Annotated in this window: 20 protein-coding genes; 13 read left to right on the forward strand and 7 right to left on the reverse strand. The window is 36.5% G+C overall.

All coding sequences use genetic code 11. The features are described 5' to 3' along the window. Positions 1 to 80: 80 nt before the first annotated feature. A complete protein-coding gene (pta, locus tag QUD79_RS07195; RefSeq protein WP_184423973.1) occupies positions 81 to 2,192 on the reverse strand; it encodes a phosphate acetyltransferase in 2,112 nt (703 codons plus the stop codon). A gap of 1 nt (position 2,193) precedes the next feature. Further along, positions 2,194 to 3,396, reverse strand: a complete 1,203-nt coding sequence (locus QUD79_RS07200) for an acetate/propionate family kinase (RefSeq protein WP_184423974.1) — start codon at positions 3,394 to 3,396, stop codon at positions 2,194 to 2,196. Between the two features lie 174 nt (positions 3,397 to 3,570). On the opposite strand from QUD79_RS07200, the gene yfbV reads away from it, so the two are divergent. Further along, entirely contained in the window at positions 3,571 to 3,996 is a 426-nt protein-coding gene (gene yfbV, locus QUD79_RS07205) for a terminus macrodomain insulation protein YfbV (protein WP_281401824.1), read from the forward strand. Between the two features lie 15 nt (positions 3,997 to 4,011). Here the strand turns inward: yfbV and rlmA are convergent, their stop codons facing one another. From rlmA to QUD79_RS07220, 3 genes are all read right to left on the reverse strand, one after another. Continuing rightward, positions 4,012 to 4,824, reverse strand: a complete 813-nt coding sequence (gene rlmA / locus QUD79_RS07210; RefSeq protein ID WP_184423976.1) for a 23S rRNA (guanine(745)-N(1))-methyltransferase — start codon at positions 4,822 to 4,824, stop codon at positions 4,012 to 4,014. Then, positions 4,824 to 5,630, reverse strand: coding sequence for an exodeoxyribonuclease III (gene xthA, locus QUD79_RS07215; RefSeq protein ID WP_184423977.1), 807 nt, complete (start codon positions 5,628 to 5,630; stop codon positions 4,824 to 4,826). Before xthA ends, rlmA begins: the two co-directional genes overlap by 1 nt. Positions 5,631 to 5,843: 213 nt before the next feature. Beyond that, on the reverse strand, positions 5,844 to 8,513 hold the full coding sequence (locus QUD79_RS07220; protein WP_286290503.1) for a CHASE domain-containing protein: 2,670 nt from the start codon (positions 8,511 to 8,513) through the stop codon (positions 5,844 to 5,846). Between the two features lie 316 nt (positions 8,514 to 8,829). Here QUD79_RS07220 and QUD79_RS07225 point away from each other — a divergent pair, with 316 nt between their 5' ends. From QUD79_RS07225 to QUD79_RS07265, 9 genes are all read left to right on the forward strand, one after another. Then, complete coding sequence (locus QUD79_RS07225) at positions 8,830 to 10,458, forward strand: TldD/PmbA family protein (protein ID WP_184423978.1); 1,629 nt, start codon at positions 8,830 to 8,832, stop codon at positions 10,456 to 10,458. 39 nt (positions 10,459 to 10,497) lie between these two features. Then, positions 10,498 to 11,832 (forward strand): TldD/PmbA family protein, encoded by a 1,335-nt coding sequence (locus QUD79_RS07230; RefSeq protein ID WP_184423979.1) that lies wholly within the window; start codon positions 10,498 to 10,500, stop codon positions 11,830 to 11,832. A gap of 59 nt (positions 11,833 to 11,891) precedes the next feature. Beyond that, positions 11,892 to 12,593, forward strand: a complete 702-nt coding sequence (locus QUD79_RS07235; RefSeq protein WP_184423980.1) for a DUF4159 domain-containing protein — start codon at positions 11,892 to 11,894, stop codon at positions 12,591 to 12,593. A 65-nt stretch (positions 12,594 to 12,658) separates the two neighbouring features. Beyond that, positions 12,659 to 13,666: an AAA family ATPase gene (locus QUD79_RS07240; RefSeq protein WP_184423981.1), complete on the forward strand. Its 1,008-nt coding sequence runs from the start codon at positions 12,659 to 12,661 to the stop codon at positions 13,664 to 13,666. 16 nt (positions 13,667 to 13,682) lie between these two features. After that, entirely contained in the window at positions 13,683 to 14,594 is a 912-nt protein-coding gene (locus QUD79_RS07245; RefSeq protein ID WP_286290508.1) for a DUF58 domain-containing protein, read from the forward strand. Further along, positions 14,591 to 16,045 carry a BatA domain-containing protein gene (locus QUD79_RS07250; protein ID WP_184423982.1) on the forward strand — a complete coding sequence of 485 codons (1,455 nt, stop codon included), beginning with the start codon at positions 14,591 to 14,593 and terminating at the stop codon, positions 16,043 to 16,045. Before QUD79_RS07245 ends, QUD79_RS07250 begins: the two co-directional genes overlap by 4 nt. Next, positions 16,038 to 18,386 carry a hypothetical protein gene (locus QUD79_RS07255; RefSeq protein WP_184423983.1) on the forward strand — a complete coding sequence of 783 codons (2,349 nt, stop codon included), beginning with the start codon at positions 16,038 to 16,040 and terminating at the stop codon, positions 18,384 to 18,386. Before QUD79_RS07250 ends, QUD79_RS07255 begins: the two co-directional genes overlap by 8 nt. After that, positions 18,386 to 20,398, forward strand: coding sequence for a hypothetical protein (locus tag QUD79_RS07260; protein ID WP_184423984.1), 2,013 nt, complete (start codon positions 18,386 to 18,388; stop codon positions 20,396 to 20,398). Before QUD79_RS07255 ends, QUD79_RS07260 begins: the two co-directional genes overlap by 1 nt. A 141-nt stretch (positions 20,399 to 20,539) precedes the next feature. Continuing rightward, positions 20,540 to 21,052 carry a VC2046/SO_2500 family protein gene (locus tag QUD79_RS07265; protein ID WP_286290513.1) on the forward strand — a complete coding sequence of 171 codons (513 nt, stop codon included), beginning with the start codon at positions 20,540 to 20,542 and terminating at the stop codon, positions 21,050 to 21,052. A 21-nt stretch (positions 21,053 to 21,073) separates the two neighbouring features. Here QUD79_RS07265 and QUD79_RS07270 read toward each other — a convergent pair whose 3' ends face one another. After that, on the reverse strand, positions 21,074 to 21,568 hold the full coding sequence (locus QUD79_RS07270) for a YchJ family protein (RefSeq protein ID WP_184423985.1): 495 nt from the start codon (positions 21,566 to 21,568) through the stop codon (positions 21,074 to 21,076). A 284-nt stretch (positions 21,569 to 21,852) separates the two neighbouring features. Between QUD79_RS07270 and QUD79_RS07275 the strand changes: the two genes are divergently transcribed. The 3 genes from QUD79_RS07275 to QUD79_RS07285 all read left to right on the forward strand — a co-directional run bounded on the left by QUD79_RS07275 (position 21,853) and on the right by QUD79_RS07285 (position 25,555). After that, the gene (locus QUD79_RS07275; protein ID WP_184423986.1) at positions 21,853 to 23,409 is read left to right on the forward strand and encodes an EAL domain-containing protein; all 1,557 of its coding nucleotides are present in this window, start codon (positions 21,853 to 21,855) and stop codon (positions 23,407 to 23,409) included. A gap of 233 nt (positions 23,410 to 23,642) precedes the next feature. Then, positions 23,643 to 24,215 (forward strand): MiaE family protein, encoded by a 573-nt coding sequence (locus tag QUD79_RS07280; RefSeq protein WP_184423987.1) that lies wholly within the window; start codon positions 23,643 to 23,645, stop codon positions 24,213 to 24,215. A gap of 128 nt (positions 24,216 to 24,343) precedes the next feature. Next, on the forward strand, positions 24,344 to 25,555 hold the full coding sequence (locus tag QUD79_RS07285) for a hypothetical protein (RefSeq protein WP_184423988.1): 1,212 nt from the start codon (positions 24,344 to 24,346) through the stop codon (positions 25,553 to 25,555). A 211-nt stretch (positions 25,556 to 25,766) separates the two neighbouring features. Here the strand turns inward: QUD79_RS07285 and QUD79_RS07290 are convergent, their stop codons facing one another. Beyond that, a complete protein-coding gene (locus QUD79_RS07290) occupies positions 25,767 to 26,798 on the reverse strand; it encodes a M14 family metallopeptidase (RefSeq protein WP_184423989.1) in 1,032 nt (343 codons plus the stop codon). Positions 26,799 to 26,842 lie beyond the last annotated feature (44 nt).

A 26,842-nucleotide genomic window follows, 5' to 3' on the forward strand; every position in this document is an offset into this window, starting at 1 on the left:
CTGTTTGATAGGAAAAAGCATCTCTTTGACAAAAACTTCACTAAAGTATGAGCTATTTATGGTTAATTTACCTACATAGCTTAAAATTTAGCTTGTATTGCGGTAAGGGCAATAGTGTAAACAATATCATCAACAAGTGCGCCTCTGGATAAGTCATTAACGGGTTTACCCATACCTTGTAGCATTGGACCAATGCTGACTAAATCAGCCGAGCGTTGAACTGCTTTATAAGTTGTGTTTCCGGTATTAAGATCAGGAAAAATGAATACATTGGCTTGACCAGCAACAGGACTGTTTGGTGCTTTAGTTTTTGCAACATTCTCCATAATTGCAGCATCATATTGTAGCGGTCCATCAATAATAAGGTCAGGGCGTTTGTCTTGCGCAAGTTTAGTGGCTAGTTTCACTTTTTCTACATCGGCTCCATGACCAGATGTACCAGTGCTATAACTGATCATCGCTACTTTAGGATCTATCCCAAACTGAATTGCAGAGTCTGCTGATTGAATAGCAATATCGGCAAGTTGTTCAGCGTTAGGCTCTGGGTTTATTGCACAATCACCGTAAATTAATACTTGGTCAGGTAAAAGCATAAAAAATATTGATGAAACTAATGAACTATTTGGTGCCGTTTTAATTAACTGTAAAGCAGGGCGTATTGTATTTGCCGTGGTATTAACCGCTCCTGAAACTAATCCGTCTACTTGTCCTAGCTTTAACATTAATGTGCCGAGTACCACGTTGTCTTTTAATTCTTGCTTTGCAACGACATCAGTCATACCTTTGTGTTTTCTTAGCTCAACTAACGGGTTGATGTAGTTATCTCGGATGAGATCAGGGTCCGTAATAATTAAGCCTGAGGGTAAGGTTATACCTTGTTGTTCTGCTATTTTTAGAATTTGCTCTTTGTTGCCTAAAAGTTGGCACCGAGCAATGCCTCGTTCGGCACAAATTGCGGCTGCTTTAATTGTTCTAATATCAGTGCCTTCAGGTAAAACAATTAACTTATTAGCCTGTTTAGCTAACTCTGTTAATTTATGTCTAAATGCTGGCGGTGACATAGGATTTAATTGATTAGCTTTTTGTGACAGTTGTTCAATCCAACTAGGTGATAGATTGTCAGCAATATACTGTTTAACTCTGTCTTGACGCTGAATATCATCTTGCGGTAGCTCGGGCGTAAAGTTCATTAAATGACGAGAGGTTTGCCATGTATCCCACGGAACAGATAACACCGGAAGCCCAGCAGCTAAAGCATGTTCACATAGCGCCATTATGTCTTTATTAGGTAAATAACCATTTGTTAGTATTAATGCACCTACTTTTGTACCGTTAAGTGCCGATAAGCAGGTGGCAATAATAATGTCGGTTCTATCGCCAGGGGTAACAATTAAACGACTTGGCTGTATATGACTAACTAAGTTACTAACACTGCGTGCACAAAAGCTGATGCTACGAATACGGCGATGCTCCATATCACCTGCATTGATCACTGTTGCATTAAGGTAATTTGCAATATCAATAACTCTTGGCGCAATTAAATCTAACTCCCAAGCAATTGAGCCTAAAAGACTAAAGCCCTCATGATTAAATATCGTTAAATTTTGCCAAGGAGTGAGGTCGGGATTGTGTTCAAATTCATTTTCTCGCGGTAATAATCCAAATTCGTCTTTATCTGGTGAATTGAGCTTGTTAATAATACACCCGAGTAACTTTTTACTTTTTAATCCGCCAAAAGTTGCTGCACTAACTTCTATACGGTCTTCAAACTCTTCGGTACTATCGCTATCTGGAGAGGCTACAAGCACAATATTGCTTGAAAGTGCTTGTGCTACTTCCTTGTTAATTCTGCCAGCATATGGTTGTCGTGTTGTTGGAATTACCCCCTCAATAATTACTAGATCGTAATCTTTACTAAAGTGATTATAGTGAGCAACTATTTGCTCTAAAATTACATCGTGCTGACCATCCCCCATTTTTTCTTCAACATAACTTAGGGGAATAGAAGAGTCATTACCAGACCAACTAATCGTCTGGTTCTTATCTGCAAGCGAATTTCTTGATGGTTGGCTAATAGGCTTGAAATGTCCAACTTTTATCCCTTTTTGTTGACATGCATGCATAAGACCTAAAGTAACACTTGTTAGCCCCACACCAAAGCCAACAGGTACCAACATTAACCGATTCGCCATTTTATTCTCCTATACTTGTCAGTAATCGTTGTGTCTGCTCAGCGATAACCCATTCTTCGTTTGTTGGAATAACCCAACAAGCTCGACTATTTGTACTGTTAATATTACCTTGTTGGCCAAAACGTTTTTCTAAATTTAATTGTTCATCAACAGTAAAGCCCAGTAGCGATAACTGATTTAAAATAAGCCCTCTGATGGTGCTAGAGTTTTCACCAATACCACCGGTAAAAATTAAGCCATCAAGTGTTTGTAAACTTGCACTAAAGCTGGCAATTTTTTTAGCGATGCGATAGCAAAATACATCAATTGCCAGTTTAGCGCGTACATTACCTGAAAGTAATTCTGCTTCAATTGTTCTGCAGTCGTTACTAAGGCCTGAAATTCCAAGTAATCCACTTTCTTTGTTGAGTAAGTTATCTACTTGATCTAACGAGTAGCCGAGTTGATTAACCAGATAAAAGATAATACCTGGATCAACATCGCCGCTGCGTGTGCCCATAACAACGCCTTCAAGTGGGGTAAAGCCTAAACTGGTGTCAACACTTTTACCGTCAGCAATTACGCTAATGCTACACCCGTTACCTAAGTGCGCGCTAATTAAATTGCATTGTTCAAGAGGTTTGTTCAAATGAATACTTGCTTGTTTTGCCACGAAGTAATGACTTGTTCCATGAAAACCATATCGACGAATTCCATGTTCTTTATAAAGACTATATGGTAATCCGTATATGTAAGCTTTTTCAGGCATAGTTTGATGAAAGGCTGTATCGAAAATAGCAACTTGTGCTAAGTGTCCAAACACTTTCTCAGCGGCTTCAATTCCAACTAAATTAGCCGGATTATGCAAAGGCGCTAGTTTGGCTAGTTTATGTACTTGTTGTTTAACTTTTGGCGTAATTAAAGTAGGGTGGCAATACTTTTCACCACCATGAACCACTCTATGACCGATAGCCGTAATTTGATGAAATAGATGGTTGTTGTTAATGAAGGCGACTAATGCCGATATTGCAACGTCATGATCAAAGGGAGCCTTTAATGATAACTCTTGCTTTTCACCATTCATTTTAAAGGAGATAGAGGCATTGTTTAATAAAAGACATTGTGCAATGCCATTAAAAACTTCTTCACCACTGTTCGGCTCCATCAAAGAAAACTTTAACGATGAACTGCCACAATTAATAACTAAAACTAAAGACTTTTTCATATTTGATTAACTATTTAAATTTGTTAACGAAATTATAGCGTTTTTGAATTTAAATGTTTTGATACCAAACAATATTTTACAAAAAGATGTTAAAAACTAATGATTGTTTCTCTTTTTTGCAGATAATATGCTATCTTTTTGATAATAGTTACTCTATTTTTGTTGTCTATGAATATGAGCGTAATAGAAATTTTCAAATTAGGCTGTAAATATATGGATTTATGGCCAAATAAAGCTGAACTTAGCCAATATTTTGATGAGTATCGTGCTGTGCAGATTGGTAGATTTGTCTATCGGTATTTACCTGGCGTGGCGTTTTTTGTTTTTGTTATGCAATTATACTTTGGTGGCGCTAATATTTTAGCCCAAGCACTTGTTTACTTCTTTTTTATATTAAGTATCCCATTTCAAGCCGTTGTTATGCTAGGGGTGAAAGCCGACAAGTTTCTGCCGCCAGCGCTTGCTGACTGGTATAAACAAGGCGTTGCTAAAGTGAACGAGCAAGATGGTGACATTAAACTCACTCGTAATAAACCTCGCTACGTAGACTTAGCAACATTACTTAATATTAGCTATGCTAATTCACGTCATTCCCATTAACAATTAAATTTAACGTTAGTTTTTCTGATACAAGCGAATAATAAAGTCAGCTTGGCAGTTGAATTGTGTTTGTTGTGACAGAACCGTAACTGCCTCACTAGATGCTTTAAAGGCAAATGGTGTCATTGATAATAAATTTAAGAGGTCATCTGCAGTTTTTAGCACCATTGGGTAGCTAAGTCGTTGTTCATGAATTAATGAAAGTGACTGAATGACTTCCTTTTCATCATTATGCTCTTTTGCTGATTGATAAATGATCTCTTTTAACTCGTACAAATGGCGCTTGCCAGGAGTCACCGTTATTAAATAACCTTGATCAGCTAATACGCGACTAAACTCTTGCTCTAAAATTGGCGCGTATACCGATATAATCCAATGAAAAAAACCATCTGCAAAAGGAAGGTGAGAAAGGGTAGCAACACTAAACTGTGCGTTTTTGTGTTTTTTAGCCGCTTTCTTTATCGCTTCTTTGGCAATATCTACCCCATAAACATTGTTAAATGACGTAACATGTTGATGTGTGTAATAACCCTCACCGCAGCCAGCATCTAGTATATTAGTAGCATTTATCGCGTATTGTTGCTGCAAATCAACTAGTAGCTTTACTAAAGGTTGGTAATAACCTTTTGCTAAAAAATCTCTTCGAGCATTTACCATTGCTTTATTATCACCAGGTTGTTTAGAGTGTTTTAGCTGAACAGGTAAAAGATTGACATAACCTTCTTTCGCTTGATCAAAGCAATGATTATCGCAGCAGCGATAAATCGAGCCATCTATAACCAATTCATTCTGGCAGATAGGACAAAGGTAGTGAGCAAGGTTGTTCATTAATTAAAAGTTGACCAAATAGGTGCATGATCAGAAGGCTTTTCAATTCCTCTTAGTTCGTAATCAATATCAGACTCTATACATCTTGCGGCAAAGTTTGGTGTTGCTAATATCACATCAATTCTTAAACCTCTGTTATCGTCAAAGCCTCTTGAGCGATAATCAAACCATGAGTACCTTTCTCCCCTTGTTGGATGTAGCTCTCTAAAGGTATCTTTAAAGCCCCAATTTAATAGGGTTGCTAACCATTCACGCTCTTCTGGTTGAAAACTACATTTTCCTGTTTTTAACCAACGCTTACGGTTAATTTCGCCAATGCCAATATCAATATCTGTTGGTGAAATATTTATATCACCCATAACAACGATATTCTCTTCAGGAGAATGATTTATATTGAGGTAGCTCATTAAATCTTTGTAGAACTGTCTTTTATAAGGGTATTTTGTTTCATGAGATATATTCTCACCTTGAGGGAAGTAACCATTTAATACCGTTACTTTTTCTCCTGCCTCGTTGGTGGTCTGTACCATAATCATTCGCTTTTGCGATTCTTCTGTATCGGTAGGAAAACCTTTAATAACAACGTCAGCTTCTTTTTTACATAACATTGCGACACCGTAATGTGCCTTTTGACCATGAAAATAAACGTGATAACCCATTGCTTCAACATCAGCTAACGGAAATGCATCATTATGTACTTTAATTTCTTGAAGGCCAATAATATCAGGCTTGTGTTTATCTATTATTGCTTGAAGTTGGTGGAGTCGTGCACGTAAACCGTTAATATTAAAAGAGATGATTTTCATTGTTATTAATTGTGCCTATTAAAGTTTATTAACCAGTCCTAAATGTAATTTATTAGCTTGGTGTCAGATGTGTAATATATTTGATTTAGTGACTATAGCTCACTGTTAACTTATCTTTGTTAAAAACAGTCAAAGTAGCGACTAAAAAGAAAGTTCAACAGTGTATAGTATATTTGAATACTTATTTTAATTAAATCTAAAGCCGAAAAAAAATTAAGGAAAGAGTGAGTGCAGCATCTCTATTAATTCAGCTTTTTCGATCGGTTTTGCCAGATAACCATTAAAGTGTTTTTTGTATAGGGCTTTTTGCTCACTAAGCACATTTGCAGTTAATGCGATTATTATTTGATCATTATCTAAACGCTTGATTTTTTTACACGCTTCTACACCATCCATTTTAGGCATTTGAATATCCATAAAAATAATGTCGGGTGATATTTCTTTATATAAGCTTATTGCTTCTAGTCCATTATTAGCAATAACTATTGTTGCATTACAGGGCTCTAACATTGCGGTTGCAACAACCTGATTAATTTTATTATCTTCTGCCAATAATATTATTTTACCGCTGAGATCAGGATGTTTAAGCGCTTTAACACTTTTATTATTAGCTATAGCTTCTGCTTTTTTAAGTGGTAAGGTAATAATGAATTTACTACCAACATTTAATTCACTTTCTACTGTAATCGTCCCGTTCATTAATTCAATTAATGAACGGGTAATGGATAACCCTAATCCAGTACCACCATACTCTCTAGTTGTTGATGCATCAGCTTGTTCAAACCGTTTAAATAACCGAGAGATGGCTTCTTGTGACATACCAATTCCTGTGTCAGCAACAACAAAGACTAATGCTCCTTGTTCGTTAAGTGTTATATCTATTGTTATACCACCTTTATGACTAAACTTTATTGCATTAGCAATTACGTTTAGAAAAACTTGCCTCAACCGTACCGAGTCACCTAACCAATAGTTTTGTTCAACGGATAAATTGAAGGTTAAATTTAGGTTTTTGTCATTTGCGGGTATAGAAAGATCTGAGTGTAGACAAGTAATTAATTCATCTAATTCAAACGTTTTATTTTCAATAGATAACTTTCCTGCCTCTATTTTTGAAAAATCAAGAATATCATTAATAATCGTTGTAAGCGCTTTCGTTGAATATAAAGCAGTCTTTACATACTCTTGAGCTTTATTGTTAAGAGAAAGCTCTTGTAATAATTGCAACGTGCCAAATATACCATTCATTGGGGTGCGGATCTCATGACTCATATTTGCCAGAAATTCAGATTTCGCTAAAGATGCTTTTTCCGCTTGATTTTTTGCATCGGCTAGCGCTTTTTCATGGGCTATTTGTGCCGTTAAATCATAGGCAATACCTACATAACCAACCACTTCTTCGTTATTGTTTAGCATTGCGGTAATATTCAGTTTTACTTGTATGAACTTACCGGTAGCTGTTTTGTATGTCCATTGGTTAACGTCTGACCGCATCATTGAAGCCTTTAGTGCAAACACATCAAAATTAGCACCTACGGGCATATTTAACTCTTTAGATAATCGCTTAGCTTGCGCTATTACTTCCTCTTCAATGTGAAAAAGTGCAGGGGTTTCAATACCGATAACTTCAGCTGCTTTATAACCTAGTAATTTTTCAGCGGCAGGGTTAAATTCAGTAATTACCCCTTTAATATCAGTAGCAATAACGGAATAGCTCGCACTGTTTAAAATGCTACGCTGGAGCATATTTGTTTTAGCGAGTTGCTCAGTTCTTGCTTTTATTTCAGCCTCTAAAGATATATTGGCTTTTTCTAGTGCTTGTTCATATTTTTTGGCTAATTCTTTTTCGATATAAGCTTTTTGTGCTTTTCGGTAATAAACCAGTTGCCCAGCTAATACAGTTAACATAACTAACAAGGTTAATAAGCCGCCATTAAGCAGAACTTCGTATTTTTGTGGTAGCCTTAACTCATCAATAAATGCATTTGTACCTTCTAGTGTTATGTTCCAATTACGTCCCATTACACTTGCGTTGCTAGAAACAACGTAGTCAGTTATATCTTGTTCATTACCATAAGTAAAAAAAGTTAATGGTGCGCTATCACTTACATCAGTAATGCGTAAGTGGTTAAGGTCAAAGCTTTCGAGTGACTTTAAAACTTCGTCGATAAGTAAAGGTGAGTAGGTCCAACCTATCAATTCGTTTATGCGTTCTTCGCTATTAGTTGGCGCAATAATCGACTTATACACTGGCAATAAAATTAAAAAGCCTTGCTTAGCTTTTTTATTTGCTTGTACTAGAGTAATTGGACCAGTAAGTTGAACTTGATTGTTGCTAGCAGCATTGAGTGCTGCGGTTCTTCTCATGGTTTCAGAGCCAATATCAAGTCCAATTGCTTGTTTGTTTTTATCTTCAGGAAAAATATACTGGATAATAAACTGCGTTCTAACGTGATTGTTTGATAGCTTAACCTTAAAGTTGTTATCTGGCCGATCATTTTGTGCATCAATTAAAAAGTTGCTTAGCTCTTTGCGAGAAACACTTTTAATAAAACCAATGCCATTCGCGCCAGGAAGTTCTAATTGGTCATTATGGCTGTATGAATAGTTAGCAATTGTTTGATAATTTAAGTTGTCTATTCCTATCCCGTGAATAGCACTTCGTATAGCATTTAGACCATAATGATATAGGTCTAATCTATCGTTTATACCGGTTGTTATAACATTAAGTCTTTTATTTAATGCTTCAGTTACTTGACTGTCTAACATTTCAAGGTGTTTGGTATGATTAAATACAGTAATTGAAGTACCAATAATAATGATAAAAAGTTGAATAAATACCTGCAATGACAGATGTTTAATTTTTCTTGGAACTTTAATCACTCAGTAATCCTTTCATTTAAATCAATTAACTAGGTAGACGATACATCAACAGTATAGCAATAATCTGTTTTTTACACGTTTCAGTCAACTTTACATTCATAAGATCAAAGAATATGTATGGGCGTGTTGAAGTTAAGTCGAAATACTTTGTAACTTCTTTCTCGTTGAACTGTTACTTTTTCACGTTGAGGGTAATTGAGTTGTATAAACTATTTGGTATAGACTGACTGTATAAGTTATAACCATATTAGTAAAACTTATAACTATAAACTTACAACTAGGTCTTACTCACAATAATTACAACAAGGGAAAACTGATGGATAGACGTAAATTTATTAAGCTGTCTGGCGTTGGGGCAGGAGCATTAGCATTACCAATTTCTGGTATTGCTATATCTGCAGAGCAATTACTCGATAAGCCAATGGACATTGCTTATAAAAAGAAACTAGCTGATATCGCATTAAATGCGGCTAAGGCTAAAGGTGCAACTTATGCTGATGCACGTATTGGTCGATACTTGAATCAATTTATTACTACGCGCGAAGTAAGGGTAGATAATATTGTAAATACTGAATCTGCAGGTATAGGGGTTCGTGTTATTGCTAATGGAACTTGGGGTTTTGCTTCAACATCGAATATGACACCCGACAGTGTCGCAAAAACAGCTGAAAAGGCTGTTGCTGTAGCTAAAGCAAATGCTAAATTCCAAACGTCTCCTGTTGTATTAGCGCCAGTTAAAGGCGTTGGCGAAGTAAGCTGGAAAACACCCATTCAAAAAAATGCAATGGAAATACCTATCAAAGATAAGGTAGATTTGTTGTTGTCTGTGAACGATGCAGCACTTAAAAATGGTGCTAACTATATCTCTTCTATGTTGTTTTTAGTTAATGAGCAAAAATACTTTGCCTCAACAGATGGCTCATACATTGACCAAGATGTTCATCGTTTATGGGCACCATTCAATGCTACAGCAATTGGCGCGTCAGGCTTTAAACAACGAAGTGGTTTAGGTAACCCTGTAGGTATGGGGTTTGAGTACTTAGACGGTAAAGAAGAAGATAAAATTCGTATAACCGGTGCAAGTGTCGGTTATAAAAACTCTTACGATATGGTTGAAGATGCTGCCGCAGCAGGTCAACAGCTACAAGCTAAATTGAAAGCCAAATCAGTTGAACCAGGCAAGTATGACTTAGTGTTAGACCCTGCTCACTTAATGTTAACTATTCATGAATCAGTAGGACACCCTTTAGAGCTAGACCGCGTATTAGGTTACGAGGCTAACTATGCAGGGACCAGTTTTGCAACGCTAGATAAGTGGCGCAGTGGTAAGTTTAATTACGGCTCTGAAATTGTTAACTTGTTTGCTGATAAAACACAGCCTTATTCGTTAGGCAATGTTGGTTATGACGATGAAGGTGTTAAAACCAAAGACTGGGATTTAGTAAAAGACGGTACGTTAGTTAATTATCAAGCAACACGTGATCAAGTACATATGATTGATCAAAAAGAATCTCATGGCTGTTGTTATGCACAAAGCTGGCGTGATGTGCAATTTCAACGTATGCCTAATGTTTCACTTCGTCCAAACAAAAAAGATATTTCTGCCGACGACGTTATTAAAGATGTTGAAAATGGTATTTATATTGCGGGTCGTGGATCGTATTCGATTGATCAGCAACGTTATAACTTCCAATTCGGCGGCCAGTTATTTTATCAAATTAAAGACGGTAAAATTACCGAACAAATTGAAGATGTTGCCTATCAATCAAACACGCAACAATTTTGGAATAGTTGTACACAACTAGCCGGTAAGTCTGATTATCGACTTGGGGGCTCTTTCTTTGATGGTAAAGGTCAACCATCACAAGTAAGTGCAGTGTCGCATGGTTGTCCAACCACGCGATTTAACAATATTAATGTTATTAACACCGCACGAAACGTGTGATTTTGCCAAGAATAATACAAAGAAAGGAATAATTTTATCATGACTATATTTACAGAAAAACATGCTAAAGAATTGCTAAGTAAAGTAATAGCGTACTCTAAAGCCGACGAAATTGAATGTAACTTAAATGGCGAAGTCTCTGGTAACATTCGATATGCAAGAAATAGTGTTTCAACAGCAGGCGAACAAAGTGATTTAACGTTAAGTGTACAGTCAACTTTTGGTAAACGCATAGGTACTGCTGCAATTAACGAGTTTGATGACGCTTCATTAGAAAAAGTAGTGCGTCGCTCTGAAGAATTGGCAAAACTTGCACCTGAAAACCCCGAGCATATGCCAAACTTTGGTAAACAAAAGTACCTAAAAGCGAATAACTTTTTTGAAAGTACTGCTAACGTAACGCCAGACGATAGAGCGCAAGCGGCTGAAAATAGCATTAAACCATCTAAAGCTAACGACTTGGTTTCATCTGGTTTCTTGGAAGAGTCGATAAGAGCAACAGCCATTATGAATAGTGCTGGTGCTTTTGCTTATAACAAATCTAGTAATGTAGATTTTTCAGTTACGATACGTACTAAAGATGGTAGAGGCTCTGGTTGGGTTTCACGTGATTATAGCGATGTAGCATTGCTAGATACTAAATCAGCATCTCAAGTAGCTATTGATAAATCAAAAGGCTCGGTTGATGCAAAAGAAATGGAGCCAGGCAAATATACTGTTATTTTAGAGCCTGCAGCAAGTGTTGGTTTATTAAATAACTTAGTGAGATCAATGAACCAGCGACAAGCCGATGAAGGACGTAGCTTTTTAAGTAACAAGCTAAAAAAAGGTGAAAAAGGTCCAACGAATAAACTGGGTCAAAAAATGTTTGATGAGCGTGTTCATATTTACTCTGATCCAAACGATGCTTTAGTACCCGTTGCTCCATTTGCTGGTAATGGTTATCCAAGAAATAAAATTGATTGGATTAAAGATGGTGTGATCACTAATATGCCTAATTCACCTTTTTGGGCGAAGAAAACAGACACCGATTATGTACCAAGTGGCGGTCATTTTATTATGGCTGGTGGAAACGAGTCGCTTGAAGATATGATCAAAAATACTCGTCGTGGTATTTTAGTGACTCGTCTTTGGTATATTCGTGGTTTAGATCCGCAAACTTTACTTTATACCGGACTAACACGTGATGGCACTTTTTATATAGAAAATGGAAAAATTAAATACCCGATTAAAAACTTCCGTTTTAATGAAAGTCCAATTGTTATGTTAAACAATATTGAAGCTTTAGGTAAGCCTGAACGTATTGATGGTAATTTAGTACCACCAATGAAGATTCGCGACTTTACTTTTAGTAGCTTATCTGACGCTGTATAACAAGCCTAACTGAAAATAGGTTGGGTACTGCTACAGTACTCAACCTGATTTAAGGCCATATGAACAAACGTAAATTTTTAAAAGCACTTGCCGCACTGTCTGCTTCAAGTTGTTTGCCGATGTCTTTAAGTGTTAATGCAAACGGTGATTTTGACTTCTACTTTACGCGACTAAGTTACGAGTCGGGAGACTGGGAAGTCGATGAAAGAATGCCTGCGAATGTATTAAATTCCTTAATTGAATACACAAGTTTACGAGTAGACATAAAAGAACGCATTGTTCCTTTGTCTGACCCTGTAATGTTAACGGCCCCTTTTTGCTATTTAGCAGGGCATCGCTTAGTACAATTTACACCTGAAGAGACCCAAAATTTTAAACAATATGTTGAAAATGGCGGTTTTGTATTTGTAGATGACTGTAATCATGATATTGATGGAATGTTTGCCCGAACATTTGAGCAGCAAATGGCAACAATATTTGGCGACGATGCGTTAAAAAAAATACCTAATACACATCCTATTTATACCTCTTTTTTTAAATTTGATGGGCCACCGCGGACCTCAATAGAGCTAAATGGCTGGGGCGATGACTTAGTGCATGACTACCTTAAAGCTATTGAAGTAAATGGGCGAATAGGCGTGCTATATAGTAATAAAGACTTAGGTTGTGAATGGGACTTCGACTTTCGTAACAAGCGCTTTATGCGCGTAGATAACACCCGATTTGCTGTAAACATTGTGATGTATGCAATGACTGCATAATGCGTGTTGAGCGTGGCTCTATTTACCATAACGCATATTTTATAATTTTAATTATTGGTTAACTCATGAACGAACAAGAAGTAGAACAAACGTTAGCAAAACTGAATCAAGCTATTAATGAAATTGGTAAAGTTATAGTTGGTCAATCGCAGGTAATTGAAGAATTACTCATTAGTATTATGGCAGGCGGACATTGTTTATTGGAGGGTGTACCTGGTTTAGCAAAAACACTCATGGTAAGTTCATTGTCAAAAACCTTAGCGATGGACTTTAATCGTGTGCAATTTACGCCTGATTTAATGCCGAGTGATATTATTGGCACTGAAATATTAGAAACTGATCATGACAGTGGCGACCGATTTTTTAAATTTCAACAAGGTCCAGTTTTTACTAATATATTGTTAGCCGATGAGATAAATCGAACACCACCCAAAACTCAAGCGGCTTTACTTGAAGCAATGCAAGAAAAGTCGATAAGTTATGCAGGAAAAAGTTATAACTTACCCAAACCATTTTTCGTTTTAGCGACACAAAACCCAGTAGAGCAGGCTGGAACCTACTCTTTACCAGAAGCGCAACTTGACCGTTTTTTAATGTTTATTCGTGTAGGGTATCCTAGTGCTGAAGAAGAGATTGAAATTCTAAAACGAACAACAGGTAATATTGCGGCGACATTAATCGAAGTGCTCTCAGCACAAGAAATGCTTAACTTACAGTCGTTAACACGCGATGTTGAAATTTCAAACGCATTAGTGGCTTACGTGACTCAAATTGTCAGGAATACTCGTCCTGTAAAAGAGGGGGAGAATTCTCCCTGCAAATTAGTAGCTGATTATGTTCGTTGGGGGGCAGGACCTAGAGCCGGTCAAGCATTAGTGTTGTGCGCTAAAGCTAAAGCATTAATGTCTGGGCGGTATGCTGTTACAATTGCTGATATTGAATTTGTTGCACCTGCAGTATTACGTCACCGAATACTCCTTAACTTTCAAGCTGAGGCTGAGCAAGTTTCAACAGACGAGGTTATTGCAGCGTTACTGTCAGATACGTTAAAACCTGTTAGCGACTTGAGTTAATAGGTTGACCGCTATTGTGAATAACTTACTTGATCTTAAAGCATTATCACGCAGTAAAGATTTGCCTTTTATTGCGAGAACATTAGCTCAAGGTTTTTTACACGGCAGCCACGGCAGTATTCAACGCGGTGTTGGTATTGAATTTAGTCAATATAGAGCTTATGAACCTGGCGATGACTTGGCTAAGGTTGACTGGAAACTATTTGCGCGAACCGACAAGTACTTTGTACGTGAAGCTGAACGTGAAAGTGATACTTGCCTTTGGTTTGCACTTGATAGCAGTGCCTCTATGTCTCATCGTAATCAAGCGAACAAAAACAACTCTAACAATATAACTAAGCTTCAGTTTGCTAAGGTAGTTGCGGCAACTATTGGATATATTGCACAACTACAGGGAGATAGCCTTGGTTGTATTGCTTTATCTGCAGAAAAACCTACTTTTCTGCCAGCGCATGGCGGTTATAAGCACTGGCAGAAACTACTATTAACTTTAAATGCAATAAAACCATGTGATAACTTTCCTGACTATCAGCAGGTGTATACGCAATTACAAACAATGCGCCGTTCCGGTATCGTATTTGTTTTTAGTGATTTCTATCAAGCAAATGATGAAATTTATCAATTAATTAATCAACTTGTTGATAAACGAACGGAAGTTATTGCGGTGCAACTTGAGTCAAGTGATGAAATTAATTTCGACTTTGATGACGTTATCCGTTTTGAAGACCTTGAAAGCCAACAAGCGTATTTATTATCTCCAAAATTAGCGAAAAATAGTTACTTAGCCAATAGGGCTGCTTTCAATCAAGAGTTAAATAGTTACCTAAGTAGTAAAGGGGTGACGCACTGGCGGGTAGATATTGACCAGCCTATTGACGAAACGCTTTATCAATACTTAGCGGCAAGGCAAAGAGTGCTGTCAGTATGACCACGTCACTATTTTCTATAACCTCTTTGCAGCCATTAGCTTATTATGGGTTAGCTGCACTAGCAATTCCTGTGATCATTCATTTATTGAGTAAGAGCCGGGGCCGAATTGTTAAATGGGGTACAACCCGCTTTTTACCACAGTCAAAACCTGTAAAAATGTCAACAATCAAGCTTACTCAGCGGTTATTGTTGTTACTTCGTTGTTTAATTGTTTTATGCTCGGTTGCTATTTTATCTCAACCGTTTATTAATGATTATAGCGGCGACGAGACTTTTGTTTTAGTGAGTGAAACATGGTTTAAAGCGGCCACGCCTGAGCAGCGTGAGCAAATTAGTGAATACTTAACATCTTCTGATTTCAACGTGCTCTCATTACAAACTTTGGAAAGCTTTACAACATTCACAAACGTTACTGAAGTTGAGCCGGCTGAACCTTTAAATATATGGCAACAATTAAGTAAAGTAAGTAAAAAATTTAAACAGGCAAAAGAGATTTTAGTTTTTACAGAAGCTAATGCAATCAATTTTACAGGTGAAAAACCACTATTAAATCAACCAATAAAGTGGTTCATCACATCACAACAAAGTAGCCAACAATATTCGTTAAATTCACTGGTTCAGCAAGCATTTAAATTGATTATTTATGCAGAAGACGAACACAAAGAGGCGCTTAATTATTTATTGCCAGCACTAAACGCGATTCAAAAATTTAGTGTTCAACAACTCTCTATTGAAGTTATTGAGCATCCACAAAAATTGGTATCTGCGCAGCAACCAAATTGGGTGTTTTATCTGGCAAATCGCCCTATAACACAAGAGCTTATTTCTTGGCGAGCGCAAGGTACGCATATTTTTATAAATAACGATAATCGATTGTTGGTTAACAATTCTGAAGAAATTACTGTTAACAATGGTTTTGCGCTGCTCGCCCCCATTCGCTTTTATCAAAGTAGCCATTTAGAGAATACCTTTGATTCACAGCATGTAGAACATCAGGAAGATTTATGGGTATCTGAAGATAACAAACCATTATTAACTGTATTTAAGGTTGATGAAGCAACTAATACCAATGCAGGTAAACGCTATCAATTTGCCAGCATGCTTTCACCTAAATCGACTAATTTAGTGATTCAACCACAATTTCCTTTAGTGATACAAAGGCTACTTTTTGGTGATCAAATTAATTCATATCAAAAAGAAAATGATCAGGTTACAGCAGATAATATTAATCAGTTAACGGCATTGTTATATCAGCAAGCGATAGCACACCAAGCATTTTTGGATACGGTTTCTGATAAAGCTTATCGTATTAATAATACGATTGATTTTGATGCACACCAGGACATGCTTTTATGGCTGGGATTATTACTCGTTTTGTTAGTATTGCTAGAGCGGCTACTCAGTGAGTATTCAGTGTCTAAGCAGCTAGTGGTAAATAAAAATGAGTGATCGCGAAGTAATACAACGAAAACTGGCGGAATTAACACAAAAGCTAAAACGTAAAGCATTTGTAGAGAGCCTAATGTTAACCAGTGTTATTTGGGTGATAATTTGTTATTTAGTGTTGTATTGGTTTAGCTTCTCATGGCTTAGTATTTCCGCGCTAATTATTACTTACTTTGTTGTTGCGTTATTTATTGGTAAGTCTCAACTTTGCAGTAAGGTAAATCAAACGAATGTGCTTGAACATTTAAATCGGGTATATCCTCAGCTAGAAGAAAGCGCACAACTTCTTGTTGTGACTAGTGAAAATCTACCCTTACTTTTGCGCTTACAACAGAAAAAAATAACTACACAATTTATTCTTATTTTGGCTGACAAAGTTAAGCAACAATTAATATTTGGAGATTATCGTTACAAAGGACAATTGACTTTAGCGCTAGCTCTTATTGCAATGAGTGTTTTTTTTCAACCCTTAACACACTTGGAACATTATATAAATCAACGGGGTGAGCCTACGTCGACAGAAATTAATGAGATGCACTCGTTAAATCGTCTGGTTTCAGCAAAAGTTGTCATTGAGCCCCCTAGTTATACTGGTTTGTTAAACAAACAGTCAGATAATCTGAATATTCAGGGAATTATCGGTAGTAAAATAATGTGGCAATTAGCGTTTACTCAAAATAACCTTTCTTATGCATTGGTATTTTCTAACGGACAAGAGCTCGCTTTAACTGTAGATAATGGGTACTTAGTAGGTGAGTTAATTATGACTTCTACTGGACTTTATCAAATTAAAGCTGGCGCAGAGTTACTCCCACAAATTTATACGTTAGAAATGAAGAGTGATCTACAGCCATCAGTTCGTATTTTAACGCCTCAACTAACAATTACAGAAATATTAACGCAGGCAAAGCCTTTAATTGAAACTCAGGTACAAGTGTCAGATGATTTTGGTTTAAGTAAAGTTGATATATTAGCGTCTATTGCTAAAGGCTCAGGCGAAGCGGTTAAATTTCGTGATCAAGTGTTTGAATTTGATGATGTAAGTGCCAAGTCACTGGTTAAAAATAGTACAGGTCATAATATTGTCAATGAATACGTTAAGGTCTGGGATTTGACCGAGCTGGATATGGAACCAGGCGACGAATTATATTTTTCAGTTCGAGCTTGGGACAATAAAAGCCCTGAGCCTCAGTTAACACAATCAATAACTAAAATAGTACGTTGGTTAGAAGATAGCGATCAAGCGGTAATGGCAGACGGAGTATTGATTGACTTTATGCCAGAATATTTTAAAAGCCAACGACAAATTATAATAGAAACAGAGCAATTAATTGCCGATAGCTCGCTGTTATCAACAGTGGAATTTAGTCAAACTTCTGAGCTATTGGGAGTTGCACAAAGTGAATTAAAACAAAAGTATGGTCAATACTTGGGGGATGAATTTGAAGATAGTACAAGTGAGCAACCTTCATCCTTAATCCAGCATAGTGATGACCACGATGAAGAAGGAGAATCTGATAAAAGTCATCAGGACAAAGAAGCCCATGAAGAACAGCATCAGCATAACAAAAACAGTCAAAGTAGAGCTAATGAAGGCGTAGATACCGCCTATGAAAAAGTGTTAGCACAGCATGCTCATACACATGAAGATAGCGATGTTGGCTTGATGGGGAAGCAAGACCCCGTTGCTTTAATGAAGCGCTCGGTCGCTAACATGTGGGAAGCAGAACTCTATTTAATGTTATCTAAACCAGAGCAAGCTTTGCCTTATGAGCAAGAGGCATTAAAGTTTTTAAAAATGGCTCAAAAGGCGGAACGTATCTATGTTAAAAGATTAGGTTTTGAGCCACCTCCGGTAAATGAAGATAGACGGTATCAAGGAGATCTTGAAGAAATTGAATCTGTCTTGCAGGCGCAACATATTAAGGTCCCAACTAGTGAATATCAAACTTTGAGTGATGTCTATACATTGTTATCACATCCTAAGCTAGCAATTGAACAGCTAACCGCGCAGCAACGTGAGTTGTTTAGTCAAGTTAAAGCGTTATTTAATCAACAAGTGAGCACACGGCCAGCTTTAATCGAGTTTGTTGCAACTATCGAAAAAATATTATTAGGTAATCGTATTTACTTAACCGATTGCCAAGCCTGCATTGTGAAATTACGTGATAAAATATGGCAATTAATGCCGTCGCCAAAAGCAGTTATTTCAACGGTTAATCAAACATTAACAGTAGGCGATGCGTTAGCCGCTGATTATATTAACAATATACAGCCGTCGCTCGAGAATACACATCCATCTACGAATAAAGCAATAAATAGTACCGAAGAGGAGCCTTTATAATGTCTTGGTTCACCGCTTCACTACATTTACCAACATTTGACGCTGCTCATTATTTGTTAATGGTGTTGTCTTTTATTATGTTGGCTGTAATTTGTACTAAAGTTTTTTATCGTTATCGCGCTAAGTCTATGGTTAAGGCGATGTTAATATGTGCCGTTAATCTCGGTGCAATACTTGCGATGTTACTGTTAATTTTGCCTATTTATCAGACAAAAGCAGAAGCCGAGCATGCGATTATTATAACCAACAATACTGATGAGAGCCAAGTGGAAGAAGCGTTAAATCGTTTTAAGGATAGCGATCTTGCTAATCTTTATATTTGGATCGATAACGAAAATGATAGACAGGCTTTAATACCCATACTGACGCAAAGCCAACTCATAAACGACGTCATTTGGCTAACCACAAGTTACCCATTATTTGAACGCACACATCAGCTTGAGCAACTTTACCTTTATGGTGACGGCTTATTGCCTCAGCAATTAGCATCTATTAAAGCGCACTCACCTTATGTAACGGTCAATTACTTCCCCTCTCAAAAAGTACTCGGTATTGTTGAAGCTAAATGGTCCAAAAAATTACTGTTAGGTGAAAAAGCTCGCTTTGAAGCTAAGCTTCAGTCAAACGACACTAAAGCACTTTACGACGTCGAATTGACCGCTATTAACAATGATGTAATAGCAAAGAAAACCATTCGAGCTAATGAAACCTTTCGCTTTAACTTTGTCCCAAAAGCTGAAGGTATTAATGAATACTTCCTCAATGTTACTGAGATTAAGAGTAAGAAAATATTGGCGAAAGAAGTTATCCCGTTAGAGGTAGTGATGGGGAGGCCTCTTAATATTTTAGTTAAAACAGCATCTCCTTCATTTGAGATCCGTCATTTAAAAAACTGGATGGCTGAACAAGGCAGTACACTAACAATAATTAGTCAAACCAGCAAAAGTGCCTTTTTAACTCAAGCGGTAAATAGTGATGTTGAAAACAACATTGAAGTTAATAAAGAAAGTATCAGCACTGAGTATTTAGCCGCGTTTGATATGCTAATGCTTGATGGACGAAGCTTGGTTACGTTATCACTAACAGAGCAGAGCCTTATTATTAAAGCTGTTAAGAAGGGCTTAGCGTTGTTTGTTTTTGTTGATGAAACATTAATTGAATCAGGGCAAGCTAACGCGATAGTAGCGTTGCTTAAAACATTTAGCCGTATAGAAACTAAAAAAAACTATTCAGTTCAAAAACCTACACTGGTTCATTATAACAAAGACATCAGCGACACTTCACTTACAGCCAATAATATTAACTTATTCAGTAGTAACGCTGATACATTAGTATTCGATGACAATAATCAAACGCTAGTACTCAGTAAACCTTTGGGGTTTGGTGACATAGTGTTGAGCACGTTAAATACGAGTTATCAATGGAAGTTAAGTGGAAAGAGCCAAGACTATGGCCAATATTGGCAATTTATTTTTAACAAGGTCATTACAACTAAAAGTGAAAAGCATTGGCTAGCACCTACAGAGCACTCTTTATTATTCCCATTGGATAATATCTCGTTGTGCTATCTTACCGAAGAAGAAAAAATAACAGCCTATCATTTAGGTTTAGTGTACAAACCGTTAAAGCAGCCAGTAAACCTAGTGTCAAATAAAGCAATTGAACGTGACTCTCAATACTGTGTTGAGTGGTTTGCAAATGAAAGTGGTTGGCATCAGTTTACTTTATCAACAACTACTATAGATAACAGCATAGATAGACTGTTAACTTCTGAGCATTCTGATATCAAAAAAATTTATGTTAATGGTTCCAACCAATGGCTAGCTTGGCAACAATTAATAAAACGTAAAGCAACACAATCATTTTCAGATACAAGCTTGAAAAATGAAGCGGTTAATTTTGACAATGATAGTGCGCGTAACACGACTAAACAGCCACTAAATAAATTGCCTATTTGGTTTGTCTTTATCGCATTGTGTACTTTGTTGTGGGTAGAGCGAAAACGAGCGTAATTACTATTTTAATGGCTGCTATTAGAACAGCTTGTTTATCAATAGTTAAATAATAAGCAAATAGCTATTTATCGGTTATTATTGTTAAAGGTATTGAGTTGCTTGCCGATAACAAGACAATGTTAATTATTAGGCATTGTTGTGCAAATAGATAAATCACAAACTAACTTACTGATTGAAGAGCTACAATTAGGCGTGAAGCTTAATGAGTGTGTGCATAGCCAACGTCGCTATGACTTTTCTTTAATGCTTGCTATGTTAGTAGATAACGTTTGTGAGTTTAGCCAGTTCGGCTTACCTCTAACTGAACAAACGCCTAAAGAAGCTACAGAAGCGTCTTTAAGAAAGCTTTTAAATGTTATTCCGAACGCACCATTAGCGATAAGTTCATTAGACGATATAAAACACTTTCAACAAGGCCAGTTAGTTGCTGATAATAAGCTAGCAACAATGCGTTTAGTTAATGCGTTACAGCCAAAAGCAATCGCCTTTAGAAATGATGCTAAGCATATACCAAGTAGTGTTATGGCTAATACCTCACTTTATTGTCAACAAACAAAGAGTGGGGCGCCTAAAAAACGTTTACCTTTTAATGTGAATGCTTGGCTGAGTTCAGTGCAGGAAACGGTAGTTAAGTCACCGTTGATGGCTTAAAACCTTTATTAATTTCAGACTTTATTTACCACAACACTTTTTAAATTTTTTACCGCTGTCACAAAAACAGTTGTCGTTTCGTTTAGGTTGAATTAATTCAGTGTGCTCTGCAACATCGCCGTCTAAATAACGCCATTGATTATCTTCAGCAACAAAGCGGGAAGACTCACTCATTTTATAATAGTGTTTTTCATGGCGGTAATAAGCATCAAAATTTACTGTAGGCAATGTGTTAGGGCTAAATTGTTTTAATGTTATAGCCGTTGCATGATTAACCTTAAGTGACAGCCATTGTGTTGTTTGAGCCCAATTAAGAATGTCGGTTACAGTGTGCTCTTTATGTTTCTCTTTGGCGTAAGTATTAAATATATACTGGGCATTACTCGTCGCGTAGGCGCTATAACGAGAGCGCATTAATTGCTCAGGTGTTTCGGGGTACTTTTGTTCAAGTATAAAAGGTTGGCAACACATACTATAGCTTTCTTTTGAACCACAATAACAGGGCATAATATTCATTAAATTTGCTTGTATTTTAATGTGCTATTTTAGCATGATTTAAATTAAGCTGTGTTAAAAATCAAATAGGTAAAAGTAAAATAGCCTGCTAAACTTATTTGGTATACCTTGATTTTGTTAAATACTTAAGCCGTTTATAATGCTTGTCTAAGTATAAAAAAACTAACATAAGTAGATTGAGGTGTTTTATTCACCGATAAGCAATTTTAAACTTATGCTTGAATAAATAATTCTGTAGTATGAACCAATGTTACACATAGGCTAAGGATCATTAATTTATATTTATGTTAAATAAAGCGGTAATCCGCAAGCCATTATCTTTTATTACAGGAATGATGATTAGCCTAATCGTTATTTTTTTCCTATATTCTCAGTTTTTATCAAATCAGCTATCCGAAGAAGCAAAGCGGATCTTTTCCGATTTATCACATTCTGCCAATAGTGGCTATAAAGTTATAGAAAAACTCAATAACTTACCTTTTACCGACTGTACAGATGAACATTTACTGAGCATGAGAGAAATGCAATTTAACTCAAATGATATTCGAGATATTGGTTTCTTACAAAATGGCTTTTTAATTTGTACAACAGGTGCTGGCGTCTTAGATATACCATTAAAAGAGTCGACCCCCGATTTTACTTTAGATGGTCACGATTACTGGATAGATAAAAAATTAGAAACTTTTGATAATAAAGTTAAAGGTATTATCATTGAAAAAGGTAGCTACAATATTGTGCTCTCGTTCGAGGGTGTAATCAATGACTATGAAGAGGCTGTAGTTTATGAAATTGTCTTAAAAGATGATTACGAATTAACTCATCTTTATGGAGCACCGAATTTATATAAAAATGTAGCAGTAGACCCGAATGTAATAACGTTTGCAGGTTTCATAGCTCATTTTGCTGAACTTTGTGGCCCTGGTGGCGGTATTTGTTTGGCTGTAAAGAAAAATAATTTTACTGAGCTACAAAACCCACCTGTGCTTTTTGTTGTTATGTTACTGCTGTTTTTATCAGGAATATCAGCAATACACTTTATCGAGCTGCTTTTTTACCACCTTAGAAGCACCAAAAGGCGCATCAAGCTTGGCTTAGCTGCTGGAAGCTTTATCCCTTACTACCAACCCATTGTTGAATTAAACTCTGGAAAAGTGATAGGTTGTGAACTGCTTGCCCGCTTTGAAGATGGAGTGGGGGCACTTTATCCCGACGAGTTTATTTCGGTGGTTAGCGAATTAAACTTGTCTTGGATGATGACGGAGCTATTTATTCATAAGGCGCTTGATGACTTTAAACACTTAAAACCAGCCGATTCTACGTTTTATTTATCGGTTAATATTTTTCCAAAAGACATTAATAACGGCAATATTCTTAAAGGAATTGAGTTATTTCGAGCAGCCCAACCAAATTTACGAGTTTGTTTTGAAATTACTGAAGACGAACAGTTACAGTGTGGTCAATCGGGAGAAGCGCTCGATCAACTTTCAAAAAGTCGTATCCAAATTTCCATTGATGATTTTGGTACCGGATATTCTAACCTATCACAATTAAAACTGTTGGATATTGATACCATTAAAATTGATAAATCTTTTGTCGATGAAGTTGAAACAGGGGCTATTAGATCAACATTAATTCCAAATATTGTTGCTATAGCGAATAAGCTTAACGCTAATGTTATTGCTGAAGGAGTTGAAAACCAACTACAAGCAGATGAGCTTTTGAAAATGAACATAGTGTATGGTCAAGGTTGGCATTATGCCAAAGCTTTACCGATAGATGAATTTAAACAATATCTAATACAAAATAGCGATTTTACTTTTAATAATGATGAATCACTTTAACTTTAATTGATTAAATTTTTGAAATGTATTTATTATCCCACAATTACAGTTTTTCTAGGTAAGTTAACTGTACTTTGTGGTTTAACTTTAGATTTAAATCTCTTACTTAAAATTAGGTCAATTAACTGGTGCTCACCTATGGTTAATTGATGTAATTTTCCAATCCTCTTGGTATTGACGCTTGTAGCAGTGTAAAATACAGCTAAATTTTTCTAGTTATTAATTATCTTTCTATGTTCGAACTTAAATATCACACTCCACCTGAATGGGCTAATGTTGTTTTAGCTGATTTTGATGCCTTTTTACAAGATCATGCAGCGGCTGAAAAAAAAGCTTCAGGGATGGCTGTATCTATGTTATCGCATTATCCTGATCGCAAAACGTTGGTGCGTGCAATGACAGACCTTGCTATTGAAGAGCTTATTCATTTTAAACAAGTGATGAAGCTAATGCAGGCAAGAGATCTACAAATGTCTAACGACGAGAAAGATATTTATATTAAAGAGATACGTAAACTGTTTCGTCATGGTCAAGATGTTTTTTTCCTTGATCGCTTATTAGTTGCAGGAGTTATTGAAGCCCGCGGGCATGAGCGTTTTGCTCTAGTAGCTGAGGCGTTACCAGCAGGAAAAGAAAAAGACTTTTATCACGCTATTGCTAAATCTGAAGAAAAACATAAAAACTTATTTGTTGAATTAGCCTTAGAATACTTTGATAAAGACGAAGTCCATCAACGCTTGGAAGAGGTTCTAGTCGCAGAAGCAGAAATTTGCTCAAAACTGCCTTTTAGAGCCGCATTACATTAAGCTTTGTTGAACCGTGCAATACTAGGGTGTGTTGATCTTTCGAGTACGAATTTTGTACGAATTAAGTCGTACAAATTATGTAGCTTAAAGTTAATACGCTCAAATAGCGTTAAGTAATCGCAATTTATATGAAAAATATTGAAAAGTATTTAAATCACTATGCTGAGCCATGTATCGCTGCTTTACATAGTTTTCCGAGTGATTTGCGCTTTACACATAGTGTAGTGATCCCAGCATATAAAGAAATTGATGACTTCGTTGAGCAGTTTTTTACTTCAATACTTGCTAAGCAAAATGCCTTGATGGTATTGGTGATCAACCAACCCGACAGTGATTGTAATCAAGTCCCCCAAAAATCATTATTTGATGCGGTATGTAGCCGTGGGAATATTATTTGGCAAGAAGGGTTTTATAGCTTAGTACAAGTATATGGCTGTAACTCATCTATACTTATTCTTGATAGCTTTACTCTGCCAATACCAGTTAAACAAGGTGTTGGCTTGGCAAGAAAACAGGGAGTTGATACTGCTTTAGCGCTAATTGCTGATAAAATTATTTTATCTGAGTGGATATGTTCTACCGATGCTGATGCTAGTTTACCCGACGAGTATTTTAACGCGTTATCAACATTGTGTATTAACACTGTTGGTGCCTGTTATCATTTTTATCATCAATGTGAGCATACTGAAACTCATCAAGCTAATGCGCTATATGAAAGAGCCTTACACTATTATGTTGCAGGGTTAAACTATGCTGGCTCTAGCTATAATTTTTATACTATAGGTAGTATTTTAGCCTTTACTGCTAATGCCTATGCGAATGTCAGAGGCTTTCCCAAGCGTAGTGCAGGTGAAGATTTTTACTTATTAAATAAGTTAGCCAAACTTGGTGATATTACCTATTTAAAAGAGCATACCATCAAGTTAACCGCAAGGCGCTCAGACAGAGTACCATTTGGCACAGGACCTGCAGTTAACCATATTATTGAGTTACAACGTCAGCAACTAGACTATTGTTATTATCATCCACAAGTATTCGTTTTACTGAAAGAAGTGATAGTTTCATTTTCTTCACTTTATGCATACCGTAATGATCTCAATAAATGGTTAGATAACCTATCAATAGAGGCTAAAGAAGGGCTGTTAGCACTGGGATTTGAACGTTTTATTAGTAAACAAAACACCCAGAATAATACCAACGCAGCAAGTAATAGGCAATTTAACAAACAGCTTAATGTTTGGTTCGATGCATTTATAACATTAAAGTTTATTCACTTTATTAGAAATGATTACTGGCCAGACATACCATTAAATGAGGCAATAGATAAAGCTCCATTCTAACTAACCTGAGTTCGGGATAAGCTAAGTACACCCAAGCTAAGATTTTCGGGCGTAACTGCGTTGCCTGCATGGACGTAGGTACTTGGTTTTTATTTGGAACTAAAAAACCGTTAATTTGCTACTAATAGCCAGCTATTAGGAACACAAATCAGCCTTGATTCACACAAAACTTTTAGCATTGGTTGAGTTACAATGTATTTGCTGAAAAATATTAGTTGGCTTTCACTAAATAAAATAAACAGTCGTCTTTAGCAACATTCACATTGGCTGTTGCCATAAAAATTTTCATATTTGTAGCACATACTAACTGGTTGTCACGTAAAGTGAAGTATTCTGTAAGTACATCTTCATGTGCATCATTAAGCAGCTGAAAGTTATTTAAGCCTCGATCATCAACCCAACCAATCATTTGCCCCTTTCTTGCATTGCCAAAGTTAAACTGTTCAATTGTCGCTTTTAATGTAACACCCTCATTACCTTCATCATGCTCGCTAAATGAAAGCTCTACATTGTGTTTAAGTTGTAATCGAAATGGTTTAGAAATAATATCTACATTCATTTTTTGATCAAAATGATAAATACAACAACATGTTGTTAGTTGGCTAATACCTTGAAATGCGGTTTCATGTGACTGTTCATCGTTAGCACTACCACACTCTATTGTTAGAATAGGGCAGTGGAAGTTTTGCTCCATTAAACTACCAAGTTTAAGACCTGATAATATAATGCTATCGCAGAAAAAAGAGGTGAGTGTTAGTACTTCTGGTGTAATAATAGTGCTAACCGCAAATGAAGGTCCAGAACCAGGGGTGTTATGAAGATCGATCACACATTCAGGACTAACTTCTGTTATCGCCTGCTTCAGCATACTTGCTCTTAAGTAATAGCCATCGTCTTCTCGGCTATTAAAGCAACGATTAATATCTAAACCTCCTGGGTAGTAGCGATGTGTTAAAATAGGCGATTTGCTAGCCGCTTCTACTGAACATATTATAATACGAATGTTAGTCTCTGGTACGGGTAACCAGCTGTCAGAAGTTAACCAACGATGAAGAGCAATAAGGCCAGAAGGTTCATTGCCATGTAATAAAGTAACTATCACGCGGCATTTTTCTTGGTTCTTACCACTTATATCAATAATTGTAGGGCCGCTTAACGACAACAAAAATTGCTGATAGTCAGCCTTTAATGTTAAGCCATTAGGGTTTTTTAAATAGGTAATTTCACTAAAATCTATGTCCATACTTTTTCCAATGAGTGACAGGGTGGCTGAATTTAGGTACTAAC

Source organism: Thalassotalea piscium (genome assembly GCF_030295935.1).
Taxonomy (GTDB): Bacteria; Pseudomonadota; Gammaproteobacteria; order Enterobacterales; family Alteromonadaceae; genus Thalassotalea_B; species Thalassotalea_B piscium.